Origin of the sequence: Rhodanobacter aciditrophus (assembly GCF_042679525.1) — a bacterium.
Taxonomy (GTDB): domain Bacteria; phylum Pseudomonadota; class Gammaproteobacteria; order Pseudomonadales; family Marinomonadaceae; genus Marinomonas; species Marinomonas aciditrophus.
In genome coordinates, this window is record NZ_JBHTMN010000011.1 from 241,076 (window position 1) to 261,029 (window position 19,954).

General features: G+C 45.2%; 19 protein-coding genes. 10 read left to right on the plus strand and 9 right to left on the minus strand.

The window, feature by feature from the left end; all coding sequences use genetic code 11:
* Positions 1-66 precede the first annotated feature (66 nt).
* Positions 67-1,218, plus strand: a complete 1,152-nt coding sequence (locus tag ACFQ45_RS10135; RefSeq protein WP_377367270.1) for a M14 family metallopeptidase — start codon at positions 67-69, stop codon at positions 1,216-1,218.
* Positions 1,219-1,282: 64 nt separating this feature from the next.
* Here ACFQ45_RS10135 and ACFQ45_RS10140 read toward each other — a convergent pair whose 3' ends face one another.
* Both ACFQ45_RS10140 and ACFQ45_RS10145 read right to left on the minus strand, forming a co-directional pair.
* Complete coding sequence (locus tag ACFQ45_RS10140) at positions 1,283-1,762, minus strand: DUF934 domain-containing protein (protein ID WP_377367272.1); 480 nt, start codon at positions 1,760-1,762, stop codon at positions 1,283-1,285.
* Positions 1,746-3,458, minus strand: coding sequence for a nitrite/sulfite reductase (locus ACFQ45_RS10145; protein ID WP_377367274.1), 1,713 nt, complete (start codon positions 3,456-3,458; stop codon positions 1,746-1,748). The genes ACFQ45_RS10140 and ACFQ45_RS10145 overlap by 17 nt, the downstream gene beginning before the upstream one ends.
* Positions 3,459-3,641: 183 nt before the next feature.
* Here ACFQ45_RS10145 and nfuA point away from each other — a divergent pair, with 183 nt between their 5' ends.
* A complete protein-coding gene (gene nfuA / locus ACFQ45_RS10150) occupies positions 3,642-4,223 on the plus strand; it encodes a Fe-S biogenesis protein NfuA (protein ID WP_377367276.1) in 582 nt (193 codons plus the stop codon).
* Positions 4,224-4,298: 75 nt separating this feature from the next.
* Here nfuA and ACFQ45_RS10155 read toward each other — a convergent pair whose 3' ends face one another.
* Both ACFQ45_RS10155 and ACFQ45_RS10160 read right to left on the minus strand, forming a co-directional pair.
* Positions 4,299-5,375 carry a 3-deoxy-7-phosphoheptulonate synthase gene (locus tag ACFQ45_RS10155; protein WP_377367278.1) on the minus strand — a complete coding sequence of 359 codons (1,077 nt, stop codon included), beginning with the start codon at positions 5,373-5,375 and terminating at the stop codon, positions 4,299-4,301.
* Positions 5,376-5,596: 221 nt separating this feature from the next.
* Entirely contained in the window at positions 5,597-6,358 is a 762-nt protein-coding gene (locus ACFQ45_RS10160) for a sulfite exporter TauE/SafE family protein (protein WP_377367280.1), read from the minus strand.
* Positions 6,359-6,468: 110 nt separating this feature from the next.
* Between ACFQ45_RS10160 and cysB the strand changes: the two genes are divergently transcribed.
* On the plus strand, positions 6,469-7,443 hold the full coding sequence (gene cysB, locus ACFQ45_RS10165) for an HTH-type transcriptional regulator CysB (protein ID WP_377367282.1): 975 nt from the start codon (positions 6,469-6,471) through the stop codon (positions 7,441-7,443).
* Positions 7,444-7,707: 264 nt separating this feature from the next.
* On the opposite strand, the gene ACFQ45_RS10170 is transcribed toward cysB, so the two are convergent.
* The 5 genes from ACFQ45_RS10170 to ACFQ45_RS10190 all read right to left on the minus strand — a co-directional run bounded on the left by ACFQ45_RS10170 (position 7,708) and on the right by ACFQ45_RS10190 (position 11,618).
* Positions 7,708-8,502, minus strand: a complete 795-nt coding sequence (locus ACFQ45_RS10170) for an ATP-grasp domain-containing protein (RefSeq protein WP_377367284.1) — start codon at positions 8,500-8,502, stop codon at positions 7,708-7,710.
* A gap of 67 nt (positions 8,503-8,569) precedes the next feature.
* The gene (locus ACFQ45_RS10175; protein WP_377367285.1) at positions 8,570-9,553 is read right to left on the minus strand and encodes an FAD:protein FMN transferase; all 984 of its coding nucleotides are present in this window, start codon (positions 9,551-9,553) and stop codon (positions 8,570-8,572) included.
* Between the two features lie 23 nt (positions 9,554-9,576).
* Entirely contained in the window at positions 9,577-10,857 is a 1,281-nt protein-coding gene (locus ACFQ45_RS10180) for a DUF3570 domain-containing protein (RefSeq protein ID WP_377367287.1), read from the minus strand.
* On the minus strand, positions 10,844-11,071 hold the full coding sequence (locus ACFQ45_RS10185; protein ID WP_377367289.1) for a DUF4266 domain-containing protein: 228 nt from the start codon (positions 11,069-11,071) through the stop codon (positions 10,844-10,846). Before ACFQ45_RS10185 ends, ACFQ45_RS10180 begins: the two co-directional genes overlap by 14 nt.
* A 1-nt stretch (position 11,072) precedes the next feature.
* On the minus strand, positions 11,073-11,618 hold the full coding sequence (locus tag ACFQ45_RS10190; RefSeq protein ID WP_377367291.1) for a TlpA disulfide reductase family protein: 546 nt from the start codon (positions 11,616-11,618) through the stop codon (positions 11,073-11,075).
* A 132-nt stretch (positions 11,619-11,750) separates the two neighbouring features.
* Here ACFQ45_RS10190 and dsbD point away from each other — a divergent pair, with 132 nt between their 5' ends.
* The 7 genes from dsbD to ACFQ45_RS10225 all read left to right on the plus strand — a co-directional run bounded on the left by dsbD (position 11,751) and on the right by ACFQ45_RS10225 (position 19,951).
* A complete protein-coding gene (dsbD, locus tag ACFQ45_RS10195) occupies positions 11,751-13,517 on the plus strand; it encodes a protein-disulfide reductase DsbD (RefSeq protein WP_377367293.1) in 1,767 nt (588 codons plus the stop codon).
* Positions 13,518-13,523: 6 nt separating this feature from the next.
* Complete coding sequence (locus tag ACFQ45_RS10200) at positions 13,524-14,183, plus strand: response regulator (protein ID WP_377367295.1); 660 nt, start codon at positions 13,524-13,526, stop codon at positions 14,181-14,183.
* A gap of 12 nt (positions 14,184-14,195) precedes the next feature.
* Entirely contained in the window at positions 14,196-15,602 is a 1,407-nt protein-coding gene (locus tag ACFQ45_RS10205; RefSeq protein WP_377367297.1) for an ATP-binding protein, read from the plus strand.
* Between the two features lie 75 nt (positions 15,603-15,677).
* Positions 15,678-16,394: a ZIP family metal transporter gene (locus tag ACFQ45_RS10210; protein WP_377367299.1), complete on the plus strand. Its 717-nt coding sequence runs from the start codon at positions 15,678-15,680 to the stop codon at positions 16,392-16,394.
* A 58-nt stretch (positions 16,395-16,452) separates the two neighbouring features.
* Complete coding sequence (locus ACFQ45_RS10215; protein WP_377367301.1) at positions 16,453-17,625, plus strand: benzoate/H(+) symporter BenE family transporter; 1,173 nt, start codon at positions 16,453-16,455, stop codon at positions 17,623-17,625.
* On the plus strand, positions 17,625-18,260 hold the full coding sequence (locus ACFQ45_RS10220) for a GntR family transcriptional regulator (protein WP_377367303.1): 636 nt from the start codon (positions 17,625-17,627) through the stop codon (positions 18,258-18,260). The genes ACFQ45_RS10215 and ACFQ45_RS10220 overlap by 1 nt, the downstream gene beginning before the upstream one ends.
* Before the next feature lie 23 nt (positions 18,261-18,283).
* Positions 18,284-19,951, plus strand: coding sequence for a tetratricopeptide repeat protein (locus ACFQ45_RS10225; protein ID WP_377367305.1), 1,668 nt, complete (start codon positions 18,284-18,286; stop codon positions 19,949-19,951).
* Positions 19,952-19,954: the final 3 nt, after the last annotated feature.

Consider the following 19,954-nt stretch of genomic DNA (forward strand, 5'->3'; position numbering starts at 1 on the left):
GCGCTAATGAATATGGGTAAACTTGACATAATAATTAGTTAACAGCCTAGCGTTAAGGAAGAGTGAATGACCAGCCGACTCACAATCAGTAGTTACTTTGATGGCGGTAACATAGACGTTATCGAGGCCAACGAGCCGGACAATATTAGAGTAAAGATACCCAAAGATACAAACTCTGATTTCTACCAGTGGTTTTATTTTCGCTTACAAGGCGGCATGGGTGAGCAGTGCGTGATTCGCTTTGAAAATGCTGCGGGGGCAGCTTATCCAGATGGCTGGGAAGATTACCAAGCTGTGGCGTCTTACGACCGTGAGCACTGGTTCCGTGTGCCAACAGAATATGTTGATGGTCAGCTTGTAGTGACCCATACCCCAGAGCGTGACAGTGTCTATTATGCGTACTTTGCTCCCTATAGCTATGAACGCCATCTTGATATGTTGTCATGGGCCTCTAACTTCGAAGATTGTATTACACATCATCTGAGTACGACGGCAGAAGGGCGTGATATCACCATGCTAGAGGTGAGTAAGACCCAAGGTCTTGCGAAAAACATTTGGATCATCGCCCGTCAGCATCCAGGTGAAACCATGGCGGAATGGTTTATGGAAGGCTTATTGGAGCGTTTGTTCGATGAGTCCCATCCGGTGGCCCGTGCGCTCATGCAACAGTGCCGCTTTTACGTAGTACCAAACATGAATCCAGACGGTGCAGTGAACGGTAACTTACGTGTGAACAGTAAAGGTGTGAACCTGAATCGAGAATGGAAGCGCTCGAGCGAGGCCATGAGTCCAGAAGTGTTGGCCGTACAGAAGAAAATGGCGGAGACAGGCGTAGACATGTTTTTGGATATACATGGGGACGAAGCCTTGCCGGTTAACTTCGTAGACGGGTGTTATGGTGTGCCTAACTATGATGACCGTATGGCCGCTATGGAAGACATCTTTAAAGATATGTTCGAGGCCGTTAGCCCAGACTTCCAAACAGAAATCGGTTATGAACCTGCCCGTTACGGCGAAGCAAACCTAACGGTTGCCTCCAAGTGGGTTGGCAATACTTATCGTTGCTTGTCTTTAACCTTGGAAATGCCTTTTAAAGATAACGAGAATCTACCGGACGAAATAGTGGGTTGGTCCCCTGAACGCTCCAAAATTCTCGGTGCCGACGTTTTATATCCCATTTACCATGTGGTCAATAGTGAACACATGAAAGGCGACTAAGCTCAAAGCTTTGAAACAAAAAAGCCGAGCAGTTGCTCGGCTTTTTTAGATCGATATGACGCGCTTATCCGCGGCGTAGGAAGATCGGGCGAGGATCTGCCACATCACCTTGGTAGGCAACACTGAAAGGTTTGTTCAGTGTCAGTGCGATGTCTAGATTCACGTCTTCTGCAAACTCGAAGCTGTCAAAACCACAGCGAATCAAGTAACCCTGCTGGTCCGCCATAAATTTACCCAAGGCGCGGATCTCACCTTGGTAATTCAGACGTTCACGCAATAGACGAGCATAGCTGAAACCACGGCCATCCATAAAAGTAGGGAAGTTTATGCCAATCACAGGGAACTGGCTAAGATCCACATCTGCTAAAGGCTCAACACCTTCACCGGCATCAATCCAAATCCCAGCCACTTTGCCAATAGACTCTTGGTTATCGAGCCATTTTTGCATTGGAACAATAGCGTTTTCTGTTGCCGTTGCCTCAGGGTCTTGTTGCCAAACATAAGTGTTGTCGACGATCTCGCCATTCTTAATTAGCTTTTGCATACGCGGCCTCTTTAAATGGTTTGATGCCAATACGACGGAATGTATCGATGAAGCGTTCTTCTTCGGTGCGTTCCCCAACGTAAACATTGATGACTTTTTGAATCACATCACCGATTTGCTCTTGGGCAAATGAAGGCCCCAAAATCTTACCGATGGATGCGTCATGGCCAGATGCGCCGCCAAGGGATACTTGGTAGAACTCTTCGCCTTTCTTATCAACCCCTAGGATACCGATGTTGCCCACATGGTGGTGGCCACAGGCATTCATACAACCAGAGATGTTTAGATCAACTTCGCCGATGTCGTATAGGTAGTCTAAGTTATCAAACGTTTGTTGGATCTGCTCTGCGATTGGAATGGACTTAGCGTTTGCAAGACCACAGTAATCGCCGCCAGGACAACAAATCATGTCAGTCAAAAGACCTAGAGTAGGTGTCGCAAAGCCGTTTTCTTTGGCTGCTTCCCAAAGCTCAATCAATTGGTTCTGCGGTACGTCAGCAAGCACAAGGTTTTGTTCGTGGCTGACACGCAATTCACCAAAGCTGTATTGATCTGCAAGGTTGGCTGCTTTTTCCATCTGATCCGCTGTTGCATCACCTGGAGCAATACCTGGCTTTTTAAGAGACAGTGTCACGATGCGGTAGCCTGGCTTTTTATGCTCAAACGTATTGCGCTCGTACCAGCGGGCAAAGCCACTGCTTTCAGCAAGTTTTGCCGTGAGTTCAGCAGGTTGGTCTTCTAAAGATTCGTACGCTGGCTCAGTAAAGAAGCCTTGTAAGCGATCGAATTCACTCATTGGTACAGTGCTTTCTGTGCCACGTAGGTGAGCCCATTCAGCATCAACACGTGAGCGGAATTCTTCAATACCTAAAGCTTTAACAAGAATCTTGATACGGGCTTTGTATTTGTTATCACGACGACCATGCTGGTTGTAGACACGAATAATGGCATCTAGGTAGGTCAGTAAGTCGGCGCGAGGAATGAATTCACTGATGGTTTCACCGATCATAGGCGTACGGCCAAGACCACCACCCACGATGACTTTAAAACCAATCTCTCCTGCATCGTTCTTCTTCAAATGAAGACCGATATCATGTACTTGGGTTGCGGCACGGTCAGCGGAGTCCGTTGCACACACAGCGATCTTGAACTTACGTGGCAAGAAAGCGAATTCTGGGTGGAAAGTTGACCACTGGCGAATCAACTCACAGTACGGACGAGGGTCTGCCACCTCATCAGCAATAACACCTGAATATTGGTCAGTGGTGGTATTACGAATACAGTTACCACTGGTTTGAACTGCGTGCATTTGCACCGTAGCAAGCTCAGCTAGGATGTCTGGCACATCCTCAAGCTTCGGCCAGTTCAATTGTAGGTTTTGGCGCGTACTAAAGTGGCCGTAACCGCGATCGTAGCGACGAGTAATGTCAGCAAGTAAGCGTAACTGCTCGCTAGACACCATGCCGTAAGGGATGGCGATACGCAGCATAGGCGCGTAGCGCTGCACATACAGGCCATTTTGTAAGCGTAAAGGCAGAAATTCTTCTTCCTTTAGCTCGTTATTCAGGTAGCGGCGAGTTTGATCACGAAACTGTGCAACACGCTCTTCCACTAGCTGCTGGTCAATTGCGTCGTATTGATACATAAAAGACTGAACCGTTGTTGTATAAATTCTTAGGTAGGGTAAATCTATCAAAAATCCGTTATTCCTAAAATGAATATTTATCTATATCTTTAAAAATTTTAGGCCTAAGGATTCTAGTCTGCCCCAGCAAATGCGAAAAAATACTTTACTTTTTTACTTGGTCTTTCGTTTTGTGGGAGGACTGGGGTAACATTAGCACATTCTTTAAGTTCACACGTTTCAATAAGGGTGAGTATGAACATTACAATTACTGACAGTGCGCAAGAGTACTTATCAGGTCTACTGGACAAACAGGGTATTGATGGAATGTCCGTACGTATGTTTATTCAGCAACCGGGTACGCCGTATGCGGAGACTTGTTTAGCGTATTGTCGTCCAGAAGAAGTGAATGAGACAGATGAAATCTTAGATCTGCCAAAACTTCGTGTTTATATCGAGAAAAACTCAGTGGCGTTTCTAGACGAAGCATTCGTTGATTATGCGACTGAGAAAATGGGTGGCCAGCTAACCATCAAAGCACCAAACGCTAAGATGCCAAAAGTCAGTGCAGACAGCCCAATCGAAGATCAAATTAACTACGTTTTGTATTCAGACATTAACCCAGGCTTAGCGGCCCATGGCGGTGAAGTAAAACTGGTTGAAGTGATCGACGGCCAAGTGGCAGTGTTGCAATTCGGTGGAGGCTGTCAGGGTTGCAGTGCAGTCGATCTGACTTTGAAAGAGGGTGTTGAGAAAACCCTGATTGAAAAAGTTCCCGGCTTAACCGCAGTGAAAGACGAAACTGACCACACTGTGACAGATAACGCTTTCATGTAATCCTAAAATGATGCTGATCACATAAAAAAAGGAGCCATAAGGCTCCTTTTTTAATTGAACTGCGTTCTATAAGGTTTAAGCACGAGGGCGTTTTGGTAAAACATCCCGAAGTGTCTCAGCCATTTCAAGCAGCGTTTTCTCTGTGGTTTCCCAGTCAATACAAGCATCAGTGATAGAAACGCCGTATTGTAGATCGCACTTGTTTGCTGGCACTTTTTGATTGCCCCAGCCAATGTTACTTTCAATCATCAAGCCCATGATGGAATTATTACCCTCAATGATCTGACGAGTGGCATCTAATGCGACTTCAGGTTGGCGCTCAGGTTTCTTCGCTGAGTTCTCATGCGAACAATCCACCATGATGTTGTGCTTCAAGCCTGCTTTCGTTAACTCAGCTTCACTTTGAGCAATGTGTTCAGCACTGTAGTTTGGTAGACCATTGCCACCACGAAGAACTAGGTGACCGTATTCGTTCCCCTTGGTATTAACGATTGCAACTAGGCCTGATTCGTCAATGCCTAGGAATGAGTGCGGATGAGACACAGACTGCATTGCATTCACTGCAACCGTCATGGAGCCATCAGTACCATTTTTGAAGCCCACTGGGCCAGACAAACCGGATGCCATTTCACGGTGAGTTTGTGACTCCGTGGTACGTGCACCGATAGCAGACCAGCTGATCAGATCTTGGTAGAACTGAGGTGAAATTGGATCCAGAGCTTCAGTAGCCAGTGGCAGACCCAGTTCAGAAAGATCAATCAGCAACTTACGAGCAATACGCATACCTTTATCAATATCAAAGGTTCCGTCTAGGTGAGGGTCATTAATCAAACCTTTCCAGCCTACGGTCGTACGCGGTTTTTCAAAGTAGGTACGCATAACAATATAGAGTGAGTCGCTGACTTTTTCTGACAGGGCTTTTAGGCGACGGGCATAATCCAGTGCCGCTTCCGTGTCATGAATAGAACAAGGGCCAATAACAATAGCAATACGGTGATCTTTTCCGTCCATGATGTTTTTGATGACATCACGGGATTGGGCGATTTGCTCACGTACAGCGTTGCTTACAGGTAGCTCTTGTTTAAGTGCTTGTGGGGTTACTAGCGGTGTCAAGGAGGCGATATTAAGATCCTCCAAACGCGAATCACTCATTTTTTATATTCCTAATATAACTTTTTGAACAATTAATTTGCTTTGTTTTTCATGGTTGAGTGACATTACATGGTTTTCTTATAAGAATGAAGTAGGAAAGATAAGAAAGTTCTTAAAAAATTGGCTTATAGAACGAAAAAAGCACCCTGATAGGGTGCTTTTTATATTTGGGTGCTATTCCTGACGAGTTGATCAGGTTTCTTATAGAAGCCATACTTGCCTTAAAAGAATAGATACTTAACGCCAAAGCTGGCCAAAGCCGTCGCCAATATGGGCTGTAAAACCTTGTTTGGTACAAAGGAAGCAATCTTAGTGCCCACGTAAATAGCGGGGATGGAGCCAATTAATAATCCTGCCAGTAGGTAGTAATCAACGTTCCCTAGTAAAACGTGACCTAAACCCGCTACAAGTGTTAAAGGTACCGCATGAGCCAAGTCAGTGCCGACCACATTTCGGGCAGCCATAGCAGGGAATAGTAACATCATCATAGCAGTACCAAGCGCTCCTGCACCGACGGAGGTGAGGGTGACAAACACACCCAGCACAATGCCGCAGATAAAGATATATCGGGTGCTTTTAGTTTGGGATAGATTGGTTTGAAACAAACTATGAAGACGTTTTCTAAATACGATGACCAATGCGGTCGAGATCAGCATGAGCCCGAGGGTTGAAGTGAGGATATGCTGGTAGTGTTCTGGGTGTTCGAAATTGGAGAGCGCCAATACGGTTAATAATGATGCCGGTAGGCTTCCTGCAGCCATGGCGCCCATTATGCGCCAGTTCACATTGCCGCGGCGTGCGTGCATGTAAACGCCAGTACTTTTGGCGATACCTGCGTAGAGTAAATCCGTCCCGATTGCTATATGCGGTGGGAAACCAAAGATTAAAAGTAAGGGGGTCATTAAGGAGCCGCCGCCGACACCCGTAATACCAACGGCAAGGCCAACGCCAAGACCAGCTAGTACATACCAAAAAAAGTCCATATGAATCATCTTTATTAGATTAGTAGTGGCAACCTTAGAGCTTTTTTACTATTCTATAAAGTAATATTTTTTTATGTTTTTAACTCTTTTTAGAATAAGGATAATGGTCCATGAAGCTACAGCAGTTGAGATATATCTGGGAAGTTGCCCGACACGACTTAAATGTATCTGCTACGGCTCAGAGCCTTTATACCTCTCAGCCGGGTGTCAGTAAGCAAATTCGTCTGTTGGAAGATGAATTGGGTATCGAGGTATTCGCACGCAGCGGAAAGCATTTAACTCATATTACCCCAGCTGGTGAAAAGATCATTGCTTTGGCTGGTGAGATCCTTAATCAAACTCAGAACATTAAAAAAGTGGCGAAAGAATTTAGCGATGAACGAAAAGGTTCCCTAGATATTGCTACGACTCACACCCAAGCCCGTTATGCCTTACCTAATGTGATACATGATTTTATCGATGGTTATCCAGATGTCACCTTGCACATGCATCAAGGGACACCTATGCAGATCGCCGAGATGGCCAACGATGGGGCGGTAGACTTCGCCATTGCCACGGAGGCTTTGGAGATGTTTGGTAATCTGGTGATGTTGCCTTGTTACACTTGGAATCGTTCTGTTGTGGTACCTAAAGATCATCCTTTGGCAAAGCTTGATAAGCTCACTTTGGAAGCATTAGCTGAGCACCCCATTGTGACTTACGTATTTGGGTTTACTGGGCGTTCACAGTTAGATGAGGCTTTTCAAAAGGCCGAGTTAGAACCAAACGTTGTCTTTACTGCAGCGGATTCTGATGTGATCAAGACCTATGTTCGCTTGGGACTTGGTGTGGGTATTGTGGCAACCATGGCTTATGATGCTGCCGCTGACAGTGATCTGGTGGCACTGGATGCCTCGCATTTATTTGCTGACAGTACCACTAAGATAGGTATTCGTAACAATACCTTTATCCGTGGTTATATGTATTCCTTTATCCAGTCGTTTGCCCCCCATTTGACACGAGAGTTGGTTGAAGCCGCTATGCTTGCGCCATCTCGACAAGAGGTCGACGCCTTGTTTGAAGGGATAGAATTACCGAGATTTTAATTAGTTATAAAGATCTAATAGCATTTTTGCATAAGATCCTTAGGGATAAGTAAATTCAGACTGTCACATACTGGCGCTATTATGGCTTCATTCTATAGAGGAGAGCCCAAATGAGCGCATTGCTTAAGAAAATTGCAGCACGTATCCAGAAAACCGAAGAAGCAGAAGAGTTAACCTTAGGTTGGGATGCGTGGGTAGAGTACTGAGTGCCTTATCAACAAGTAACATAAAAAAGGAGTGCCTATCAGCACTCCTTTTTAGTTTTTATCCTAGTAAATCAATGGGGGTCTCAATCAGTGTTTGGCTTTCAAGGTAATCCATGATGCCAATGTCGACGCTTTTTTGCAGGTCTTTAACCCCTTGGTTACCGAAGATACGGTTGAACTCGATAAGGTAGGGCATTGAACCTACCATGGCCACATCAAATCCACCATGATCAATGCCTAAGGAAGAGGCGACAAATTCCACCAAATCCAATGCTTCTTTCGGGATCAAAGCGACTTCTACTTGTCCACCTTGGCTGATGTTGTTGTAGAAGCCTTTTTCAGCCTGTAACCGCCAATAGCCACCAACTACCTTATTACCTACCCAGACAATCCGTAAGTCTCGGTCAATAGGCAGGTATTCTTGAGCATAAATCATATTGGACGTTTCCAAATACTCACGCCATTGAACAGGATTATCAATTAGAAAGACGCCATTGCCCATGCTGCTGCGAGGGATCTTTGCAACAAAGGGCGTCGGCATCATGTCCCATATGCGCTCTGATTCATAAGGGGTGTTTGCAGTGATTTCCGTGTAAGGATGATTGGCTGGCGCGACAGTCATAAAGGTACGGGTCATCTCAACCTTATCGTGACCAATCATGTAAGACGCGAGGCTTGGGAAAATACGTTTTTTGAGACCATGAACCAGTGCATTAAGTTGCCAGTATTCAGGAAACAATACCCAATCTGCGGCGCGAATATCATCCAAATGGGCGTACATGTTTTCCGGTTTGATGTAATGAACATTTGGTAAATGCAAGGTGCGTAAAGCGTCAAAAGAAACGATTTTCATGGTGTCCCTCAATCGTTAAAAAGTGGCGCGATAATAAGACCATTTGTTTGCTACGCAAAGCATTATTTTATCGATTTGTGTAGGTTTTTTGTTCGGTTCTTAACCAGTAGTCAAGGCCTGTCTGGGAAATGAATGTTTTAGCATCATGCCCTTGCAATAGGGTGAATGTGGCGAGCATACCTGCCTGCACACAGGAGTCTGCTGCGACACTGATGCTGCGATAGGGCGATTGGATAGGCCAACCAGTTTTGGGGTTTAGAATATGTCCATATCGCTTGTCATGAATGGTGATATATCGTTTGGTATCACCTGACGTTGCAATGGCTCCCTGACTTAACAAAATAGAAATATCGGAACGATTCTCTTGGGTAAGACTTTCTATACCGATTTGCCATGGGATCGGATGTTTTAGATTTTGGCGGCAGGCTAGATCACCACCAAAATTAACCAAAACTCGATAAGTTAGATTTCGTTGTTTAAGCTGTTGGTCGATTAAATGTAAGACTCTGTCTACCGCATACTCTTTGCCGATCCCTCCAAAATCTAACTCCATACCCGATGGTACAGTCAGAAAGCTTGGATCCTCTGGATGCCAGATCAATTTATCAAAGCCAATGTGTGCTAGAAGCGAATCAATCTTAGTTTGGCTCGGTAGACTCTTGTGTTTAAAAGACCATACATTGCGCAGTAACCCAGAAGTGATATCAAAACGACCGTCTGAGAGCTGCCAGGCTTGATAGGCAAATGCCATCAGAGATTGGGTCTCAGAATCAATGATCTGGGGTGTATCAGGATGATTGTGTAACTCATGCCAAGTATTTGTGTCTTGGTAGCGACTATATTTGTATTCAATACGCCAAGCTTCTAAAACTGCCGAGAGACACAGTTCCGTTATCTCTGATTCATCCGCTTCATTAATATCTAGCAGGATTTCACACGGACTGGCCATACATTGGAAGGAGACCTTCGTAAATTCACTGAATTCGATGGTGGGTGCAGGATGCCTCGATGGGTTAGCAGAGGAGCTCACTTTAAGGGTGTGTTGTATCATGAGCTTCCTCCGCTAGGTGTTTTTTAGAAACGATAACCAACCGTCACCATGACAGCATCCATACTTGGGTATAAGTCTTGTTGTTTGAGTTTGCCGAAGCCTTCATCACCAGAGCTTTCCTGATGATACAGTGCTATCTTACCGTACGCTTCACTCTCATCCTCAAAGGTATAACCGTATTTTAATCCTAAAGTATAGGCAGTCATATCGCCAAGTCGGTAGTCTGCGCTGGCGTAATCTTGAGACTGATAGTTAGAGCTGGTTAAGTAACGCTGATAAAAGTCCGCAGCAGATTGTTGATAAAGTCGAACCTGAGGCTCTAAATATTGATTATCAAATCTAAAGCGGTATTTGCCCTCTAGGGTATGCGAGGTTACCCCCCAATCATCCCACATATAGCGATAACTCAAATCAATAATGTCGTTATTGCTCAGTTGATATTTAGTCTGCCAGTATAACGTCTGTTTGAGACGTGAATCCGGGCGTTTTTCATATACATACTGATTATCACCACTTATTTTGTAATTGCCGCCGTAGTTTGCTCCTGCATTATCATCAATGACGGATAAGAATTTATAGGGATCTGTATGGTAGCCATCACTTTGGCTCAATCCGTAATTAAACTGCATTAATGTGTTGCGGTTAATGACTTGAGTTACTCCAAACATGACGTCTGTAAGTGTTTTACTGTCATCCCCTGTATCTTTTGCCGTTGTAACGGTACTTAAACCCACTGGAACGCCACCTTCAGGAGAAATGGTGTCACTCGCAGCACTTAACCCCAAAGTCAGAGTAGTGTTCTTATTATTTAAGTAGCGGGAGAGGGTACCATTGGCACCAAGGGATTGATAATCGTGTTCCGCCGACAGATACGAACCGACACTGTAAGCCCAATCACGGCCAAGGGGGGCATTGTAATTAATAGAGAAGGAGCCGCGTGTATCTCGGAAAGTATCGTCAAGGGGATCGCTGTTTGGGGCGGTCTCATAGGTGCCATTGCCAGATGGACGACTAAAGGTCTGAGCTTCGCTGCTGGGCGTTGCACCATTTGGAGAGGCGCCGGTTAGAGTATCGCCAACAGCACGCAGGGTTAGAGCGGTTTCACTGTCAAACTTGCGTTTCAGTTCTAACACCGGTTCTACCGCCGTGACACGGGAATCGCTTTCGCTGTAGACCATTAACGCAGAATCAACATCCCAGTTTTCTCCCGCTTGGGCGACGGAAGAAAATCCGCCAGTCAAAGCACAGCTTGCCGTTGCCAGCAGAGCAGCGATATCTTTTGGGGATTGTTTAGTTGCAGCCACAGCCACCTCCTGCAAAACCTTGTCCGCCTGAGCTAGCTTCTTTACTGAAATAAATATGGTCGTTTAAGCTACTTTCGATTGGATCGTTAATTAAATTCATCTCATCTTGTGCTAACACATCTCTTTCCCATGGTTTGACTCCAAGGTCAGAACAACCTGCTAACACTCCCATGGTTCCCAATATCAGGGCACAACGTGCAAGTAAGTGACGCATTTTACTGAGCCTCCTGTAAAAGCTGTTGGATCTCTTTTTCGTACTCTTTAGTTTTGTCAGAGTGAAAGCCGATGTGCGTAGCGCGTACTTTGCCATCTCGGTCAATGAGAAAACTTGTCGGCATGCCGATAACCTCGAAAGCCTCAGGCATTTCTCCACTTGCATTAAAAAGGACGGTGAACTCCGGAGGTAATTCTTTTAAAAATGTCACTGCTTGGGGTTTCTGTTGGTCAAGGTTAATTGCGGCTATCTCAAAACCTTGGTCACGGTATTTCGCTGACATATGGTTCATCCAAGGGAAGGAAGTACGACATGGACTGCACCAGGAGGCCCAGAAATCCACTAGAACAACCTTACCTAAGTAATCATTCAGACTGATTGAAGTGCCTTGATAGGTGGGCATTGCAAAGTCCCCCATTGGAGCAACTGGGGCAGTGTCCTTATCGGAGATCTCTGCATGAGCTGTCATGGAGCCAAGGATTAATCCAGCAATCATGACTGGCTGGACAATTGAAAAGTGTTTTTGTTTTAAAAGGCGATATCCCATGATGAATCCTCATTATTGGTTATCGCCCAAGATAAAAGGGGAAACTTAAGTCAACATTAAGCATTACGTAAGTTTTGCTTAAGCTTGTATGGGTAGTGTAAGGCCATCACATTTCCTGCGGTTGGAGCAGCGATGGCTATTTTTATTTCTCGTCTTAGGGTGACTGCTTTAGTCATCGTTATGTTAATCAGTACTCTTGTACATGCAGGGGAATTCTTAAAACCTGATGAAGCATTTGTCTTGTCTAGCACTTCTGATGGTGAGCTGAGTTGGCAGATCGCTCCCCATTACTACCTTTATAAAGATCGTATTAAAGTCACCAAAAATGGTCAGCCTGTAGGTATGACCTGGTTAACCATGTCCGAATCAAAAGATGATCCGAATTTTGGTTTGGTAGAAGTATTTCACGATACCTTGTCGGTCAAAGTGAATGATGCAGCGCCTAAAGAGGGCGTTGAACAATACAGGGTGGAGTATCAGGGCTGCTCTGAAGAGGGTCTCTGTTATCCGCCGCAAAACCAAACGGTATCTTTGTCCATAACAAGCGCCACGGCCCAGTCAGATATTATGGGTGAGCGCGCTCAAATAATTAAACCAAAAGAATTGGTATCAGAGGAACAGGGGTTAATGGCTAGCCTGATCAACGAAAACATTTGGATCATGCTATTGACCTTTTTTGCATTAGGTCTTGGCCTATCCTTGACACCCTGTGTACTGCCAATGGTGCCAATCTTGGGAGGGATTATTGCAGGGCAGTTAGGAGAGTTATCGACCCGCAAAGGATTTATTCTGGCCCTGAGTTACGTCCTAGGTATGTCAATTACCTATAGCGTTGCGGGCGTTCTGGTGGGGCTGTTTGGCGCACAGTTAAACCTTCAAGCGGCCATGCAAACCCCCTGGATTTTGACCTTCTTTGGTATCGTATTCGTGGCTTTAGCATTCTCTATGTTTGGCTTTTACGAATTACAACTGCCCGATCGCTTACGTAATAAGATGGACTCTGTTGGCGCCAGTATGAAAGGTGGACAGCTGTTTGGCGTGGCGGCGATGGGGGCTGTGTCCGCATTAGTCGTCTCTCCTTGTGTGTCAGCACCTCTTGCCGGAGCATTGCTGTATATCAGCACCACAGGTGATGCGTGGCTGGGTGGTGCAGTGTTATTTGTGCTGAGTATAGGGATGGGCGTGCCATTGTTGCTCATGGGGCTTGGTGGCGGTCGATTTGTACCGAAAGCTGGTATGTGGATGCAACAGGTCAAAGCGTTTTTTGGCGTTGTTTTGTTAGGTGTGGCGATCTCCTTGGTGAGTCGATTCTTGCCGTTAGTGATCAGTGTTTCTCTTTGGACTTTGTTGTTGTTCGGGTATGGCTGTTATGTATTGCCAAGCACGTTGAAAACCGGTTGGAGCCGGATGCAGTTAGCGTTTTCAAGCTTGATCTTATTGTACAGTATTAGCATTGGTAGCTCTGTTTTGGCTGGAGCACCCAACCTAATAGAACCTTTAGCCTATCAAGTAAAATTCGGCTCAGCCCAAACTCAGGTTCACCAGCCATTATTTAGCCGCTACGATAGAATGGAAACTATCCACCAACAGCTCGATCAGGCAGCACAGCAGGGCATGCCTGCGGTGTTAGATTTTTATGCAGATTGGTGTACGGCATGTTCTACTATGGAGAAGGAAGTGTTTGATCAGCCAAGTATGTTTAAGCTTGCAGATCAATTCGCTTTTCTACAATTGGATATGACCGATAATACAGACGCCCAGCAAGCTTATATGAAAGAGTTAGGTATTTTTGGCCCTCCAGCATTGGTGTTCTTTAATAGGGATGGTTCGATTTCCCAGATCAGCCAAGGTGAGCTCACAGAAAGTGATATGCTCGAGAAGTTGGCTCAGGTGAGGTGATATAAGTTGAGAATTTTATTAGTGGAAGATGACCAGTCTTTAGGGGACGGGATGTGTATTGCCTTACATCGAGAAGGTTTTGTGGTGGATTGGCTTACGGATGGAGTACAAGCACTTCAAGCCATTGAGCAGGAGTCTTTTGATCTTGTGATTTTGGATCTTGGATTACCACGAATGGATGGTATGTCGGTGTTGAATAAAGTTCGTGATAAGGCCATTGATATTCCCATTCTTGTATTAACGGCTCGAGATGCCATCGAAGATAGAGTGAGCGGGTTAGATGCTGGGGCTGATGATTATGTGGTTAAGCCATTCGATATTGTCGAAATCAAAGCACGTATACGCGCCATTGTAAGACGCTCAAAAGGTCGTGCTGTAACTACCATTTCCCATGGTGAGATAGAGGTTCACCCAGACAGTATGCGTGCTGTTTATCAAGGACAAGATGTGTCTCTTACCCGTCGAGAATTTGTCTTGTTGCAGGAACTTATCTCCCGTCCAGGTCACGTTTTTACCCGGGATGCTATTGTTCAATCATTATATGGGTGGGGTGAAGAAGTTGAGAGTAATGCTTTAGAAGTTCATATCCATCACCTGCGTAAAAAATTCTATTCAGGTTTGATTAGAACCATTCGTGGAGTGGGCTATGTGATTGAAAAGCCCTAAGGAGAATAAAGCGTGCTCAAGATATTCAACCGACGCCTTCCCAACTCCATAAAGAAACGCACCCTTATATTGGTGATGTCTCTGTTTGCTTTTACCAGTTTGTTACTTGGGTTAATAAGCATTGGATTTGCAACTCATGAGGTGGAGGAGTTGTTTGATGCCCGTCTAGCCCAACAGGCCAGATTGTTGGTGCGCATGACCAGTGACGATCTAAAACAGGGGCGTCAGGCTCCTGTTTTCGTGTATCCGGAGGTGGTGACAGATCTAAATGAATATGAGTTGAGCCAAGTTGGCCACGAATATGAAAGCAAGGTCTATTTTAGAATCTGGCATAACGGAGAGGTGGTTGTCGCATCAGACAGTCAATCAATAGAACCTTCTCATACGCTTAAAGATGGTTTTGGTACTGCTGAGACTGAAAATTATGAATGGCGAACCTTTGAGCTGAAGAAAATCTCAGATCATGGGGATGTTTTTCGTATTGTGGTTGCTGAGCGACAGGATGTTCGTGGTGAGATTGTCACTGAGATTGTGTTGAATTCTGTTTTGCCTGAAATGATCGGGTGGCCTGTAATTGCACTCCTGGTTTGGTTGGCAGTCGGTTTTGGACTGGAACCGTTAAAACAACTTACTGATCGTATCAGCAAAATTAAACCTGCCCAATTGAAACCGGTTAGCCTTGATAACGTTCCAGAAGAACTCGCGCCTGTTCAGCAAGCACTCAATATTTTACTGAAAGAAATCGACGATCTCATGGCCCGTGAAAAGCGTTGGATTGCTGACGCAGCTCATGAGCTAAGAACCCCTTTAGCTATATTGAAGCTGCATGCACAGAATGCAGAAGCCGCACAGGATGAAGCAGAACGCCAACATGCGTTAGAGCAAATGGTCGCCGGTGTAGATCGCAGTACGAGGATTGTTGGGCAGCTTTTATCTTATGCTAGGGTAGAGAGCCAATTGCAAGGCGGTATCCACAGTCCTATTCCTCTATTTAAAGAAACGCGCCGTATCGTGGCCGCTTTATATCCTATGTTGTCTGAGAAAGAGATTAATCTAGAAGTTACTGAAGTTAATTCAGACATTGCTTTGCCGATGGAGGTCAATCATCTGGAAGTAATTTTGCAGAATTTGATTTCTAATGCGGTCAAATTTACGCCTACTGGTGGTGAGATTCGCATCGACTGGCAGAAAGAAAAGGATGGAATCGTGTTAGATTTTCGTGACTCTGGCGTTGGTGTTCCTAAGGGGGAATTAGGTCGCCTGACAGAACGTTTCTTCCGTGGTAGCGATCATTCTGGTGCCGGCTTGGGCCTTTCTATTGTCTCAAGCCTCGTAAAATACTATGGAGCTCATTTAGCGTTTGGCGCTAACAAGCCTAGTGGTTTGGTTGTACGTATTCGCTTTCCCATGAGATATTAAGTCCTTGAAACTGTCTTGTTATGTTAAAACACCGCCCAAGAGCGGTGTTTTTCATTTTTAAAAAGGATCTAGCTTATGGCGGAATGGATGTACATCTTGTTGTTAACCTTAATGGCAGGGATGGCAATGCCTTTGGGGGGCGTGTTTGCTTCGATTGATAGCATCCGTCCTAATTGGCTTAATGAAGAGCTTCGTCATAGTGTGACGGCTTTTGGTGGTGGTGCACTGTTGTCAGCCATTGCCTTAGTACTTGTCCCTGAGGGTATTGAACCTTTTTCCATTCCTATTAGTGCCATTTTGTTCCTTGCCGGTGGTGTGCTGTTTATGTGGGTAGATATCCTGCTCTATAAGCATCAGACCTCAGCAGGACAGCTGGTGGCTATGTTGTCAGATTTTATCCCCGAATCCATTGCATTGGGCGCCTCTCTAGCATTAGGGAAAGGGTCTGCTGCATTGCTTGCCGTTCTCATTGCTATGCAGAATCTACCTGAGGGGTTTAATGCGTTTCGAGAACTCAAAGAATCCGGACGTATGACTAATAAAAAGATTTTGTGGTTGTTTGTGCTTCTCGCAATGGCAGGTCCGGTGGCGGGTTTAGTGGCGTATTTTTGGCTGGCAAGTTTTACCGCATTGGTCTCTGGCATCATGCTGGTTGCAGCTGGGGGGATTCTCTATGCTGTGTTTCAGGATATCGCACCGCAGGTGAGGTTAGAGAAACACTGGGGCCCACCTTTGGGTGCAGTCATGGGGTTCGTACTCGGTCTGATAGGGTTTATGCTAACTCACTCATAAAAATGTATACATTTTTTACTTTTGCATATTATTATGAGCGCTTAAGGGAGTAATGATTATGTTTAAAGTTTTTTCTGATATGAGCCTTGGGGCTGTGGTGGCAGGTTTTATCGCTGTCTTAATAGGGTTTGCTAGCTCTGTTGCTATCGTTTTTCAAGCAGCAGATGTGGCCGGTGCAACGGAGTCCATGAAGATTTCTTGGATTATGGCCCTAGGTCTTGGTATGGGAGCGACCTGTTTTTTTCTAAGTTGGTGGTATAAAGCACCCGTTATTACGGCTTGGTCTACACCAGGTGCAGCCTTGCTAGCCACCAGCTTAACGGATGCTACCTATGGGGAAGCCATTGGTGTCTTTATGTTTGCCGGTGCACTGGCTTTGATCTTAGGGCTCAGTGGTCTTTTCGATAAGCTAATGCGCTGGATTCCATTGCCGATTGCCTGTGCCATGTTGGTTGGGGTGTTGTTTAATTTCGGTGTGGCGATCTTTACCTCCATGGAAGCGGATGCCTTGATAGTCGGCGTCATGTTTGCTGTTTATCTTGTGGCCAAACGAATCATCCCTCGTTATGCGGTCGTTCTGGTTTTAATTGCCGGAATTCTATTGGTCTTACTGCAGCCTCATGTAGACTTTTCTAGCATTCCTTTGCAAGTGGGGCATTTTGAATGGGTAACACCTGAGTGGAATACCTCTTTGATCCTAGGGGTAGGGGTGCCATTATTTATTGTGACACTCACCTCTCAAAATATCCCAGGTGTGGCGGTCATGAGAGCAAACAATTATCAAACCCCTGTTTCTAATCTAATGTCATGGACAGGGATCACCACCCTTTTACTCGCTCCGTTTGGAGGCTTCGCATTTAATTTGGCTGCTATTACTGCTGCCATTTGTAGTGGGAAAGAATGTCACTCTGATCCAGGTAAACGTTACATTGCTGGTATGTCGGCGGGAGTCTTCTATTGGCTGGCAGGGGCTGCTGGAGCAACTGTGGTGGGGATTTTTGCTGTGTTTCCAGCCGAAATGATTGCCGCCTTGGCGGGTATTGCGTTACTGGGCACTATAGGTGCTAATCTTAAAGCGGCGGTTGAGGATGAAAGCGTTCGTGAAGCGGCCCTCGTGACATTTTTAACGACTGTGTCAGGGGTGTCATTTTTTGGTGTGGCATCGGCCTTTTGGGGTATATGTTTCGGCTTAATTGTATTATCTGTGCAAAAAATAGGACGTTCTAAATAATGTCTGAGATAAGCCTTTTAGATCAGATTAAAACCGATATTGTCTCTGGGTCGTTAGAGCGTGGGCGGCCTTTACGCCAGCTAGAATTGTCTGAGCGATATGGTGTCAGTCGTATCCCGATTCGAGATGCTATCAGTATTTTACGCAATCAAGGATGGCTTGTTCCCCATGGAAAAGCCGGTTCTATGATCCCTGAGCTGTGCTGGCATGAGGCAGAAGATTTATATCAAATGCGTTCTATTTTAGAGAGTCGACTTTTAGAGTTTGCATTTGATCGACTTACTTTTGAAACACTGGGGCGCGCTAGAGATATTAATCATCAATTAAATAGTGATACCCTGAGTTTGATAGAGCGAGGTCAACTTAACTGGGAATTTCATGCGACCCTATATCAAGCAGCGAATCGTCCTACTTTATTTAACGTGGTCAGTGGTTTAAATGAGCAGGTCAGACGTTATCTTGGTTTTCAATATGGTCCGTTAAAATATAAGGATGTCAGTCAGACGGAACACGACACTCTGTTACGTTTTTTAGAGCAAAAAGATAAACAGGGCGCTACAGAGTTACTGAAACATCATATTGAGGCGGCAGGAACTCAGTTAGTTCGCTACCTGAAATCAACGACCAATAACTAATAATGTAGAGAAAGGCTAACGACGTGGATAAGGCTTTTTATATCAACAAAGCGTCCCAACAAAAGTCTGAGTATGCAAAGCTTAAGGCTTTAGTTGCTGATGAGTTTGAAAATGCTCGGCAATCAATCCGTCAAATGCTTCAAGGGTTGGGCATCGAGCATGTGGATCAGACTTCCAGTGGTAAAGGCGTTATTGATGCATGTCGCGCCCACCGTTATGACGTGGTGCTATGTGATTACCGTTTAGTAGGTAATAAGAACGGCCAACAAGTATTAGAAGAATTGCGGGAGCTAAAGCTGCTGAAATTCAATGTGGTATTTTGCATCGTGTCTGCCGAGACAAGCCGCGACGTGGTGATGGGGATTATGGAATCTGGTCCCGATGAGTACCTTTCTAAACCCTTCACTCAAGCGGTATTAGCCCGACGTCTTGAACGGCAATTTAAACAAGCTCAAGCATTGTCCCAGATGAAGCGTTTACTCGCTGATGAAAAATATGATGAGCTGATCAATGAGTGTATAGCCCATATTAAAAGTGAAGGGCGTTACGCCCCTTGGTGCAAGCGAACCTTGGTAGAAGCTTTTCTAGCGACTAAACAATACGAACCCTTAGAGCGATTGTGTAAGACTGAATTGTCGTCTAGGGAAGTGGACTGGGCACTACTGGGCCTTGCTAAGATGGCCGTCGCTAAACAGCAACTAGATAAAGCCATTAAAATCTTAGAGCGTATATTGCAATTATTTCCTCAAACCGTGGCTGCTTATGATCTTATGGCGCAATGCTTACAGGATAAAGGAAGCACTGAAGAAGCTCAGCAAGTGCTTGAAGATGCTATAAGAATCTCCCCTCGTATTCATAAAAGGCAAAAGCAAATGGCCAAGGTGAGTATGGCAAATGGGGATGCTATGGCCGCTTTAAAAGCTAGCCAGCAAACGGTTCGGTTAGGTGTAAATTCAATACATGAAAATCCTGATGACTATATTCAATTTGTTGATATTGTCTCGGAGTCTGCCAGTTTAGCGGACAGTGTAGACCGCAAACGTTTACTGTCTGAAGCTGGCAGTGCTCTGAGCGCTGTGGCTAAGCGCTTTGCAGATAATGATCAGGTCAAATTTCGTAAATCCTTAGCAGAAAGTCGCTTGATGGCTTCCCAAGGCCGTAACACAGAGGCGGCTCAAGCTCTGGCCGGAGCGCAATCTCTGGCGAGTGAGTTGGAAGGTGGGATGGCGCCTGAATTGGTGGTTGAATACGGTAAAACCCTGTATAGCGCAGGGAATAAAGATCAGGCAGAGCAAATCCTTTCTTCTCTAGTAAACAATGGCACTGCGGACAAAACTTTGCGGCAGCAGGCGTCGGACTTCCTTGATGAGCCAGTTTCAGGAAGTGCCAAGCAACAAGCAAAAACCTTAAATAAGGAAGGTTTAGCTTTATATGGCAATAAACAATACGAAGAGGCTGTTCAGCAGTTTAAAACCGCTTTAGAGCATTCTCCGCGTCATCCTGGACTTAATTTAAATCTGGTACAAAGTTGTCTGAAGCTAATGGAGTCACAAGGGGCGAAGCATTATCTCGTTGCAGAGTGTGCAGAGGCGATTAAGCGTTTAAAACATGTTTCTGAGCATCATAAACAATACAAACGTTTGGTGGCCCTAAAAGAATTCTTGATTAAACATTACGATATAAAGCTATAGGAG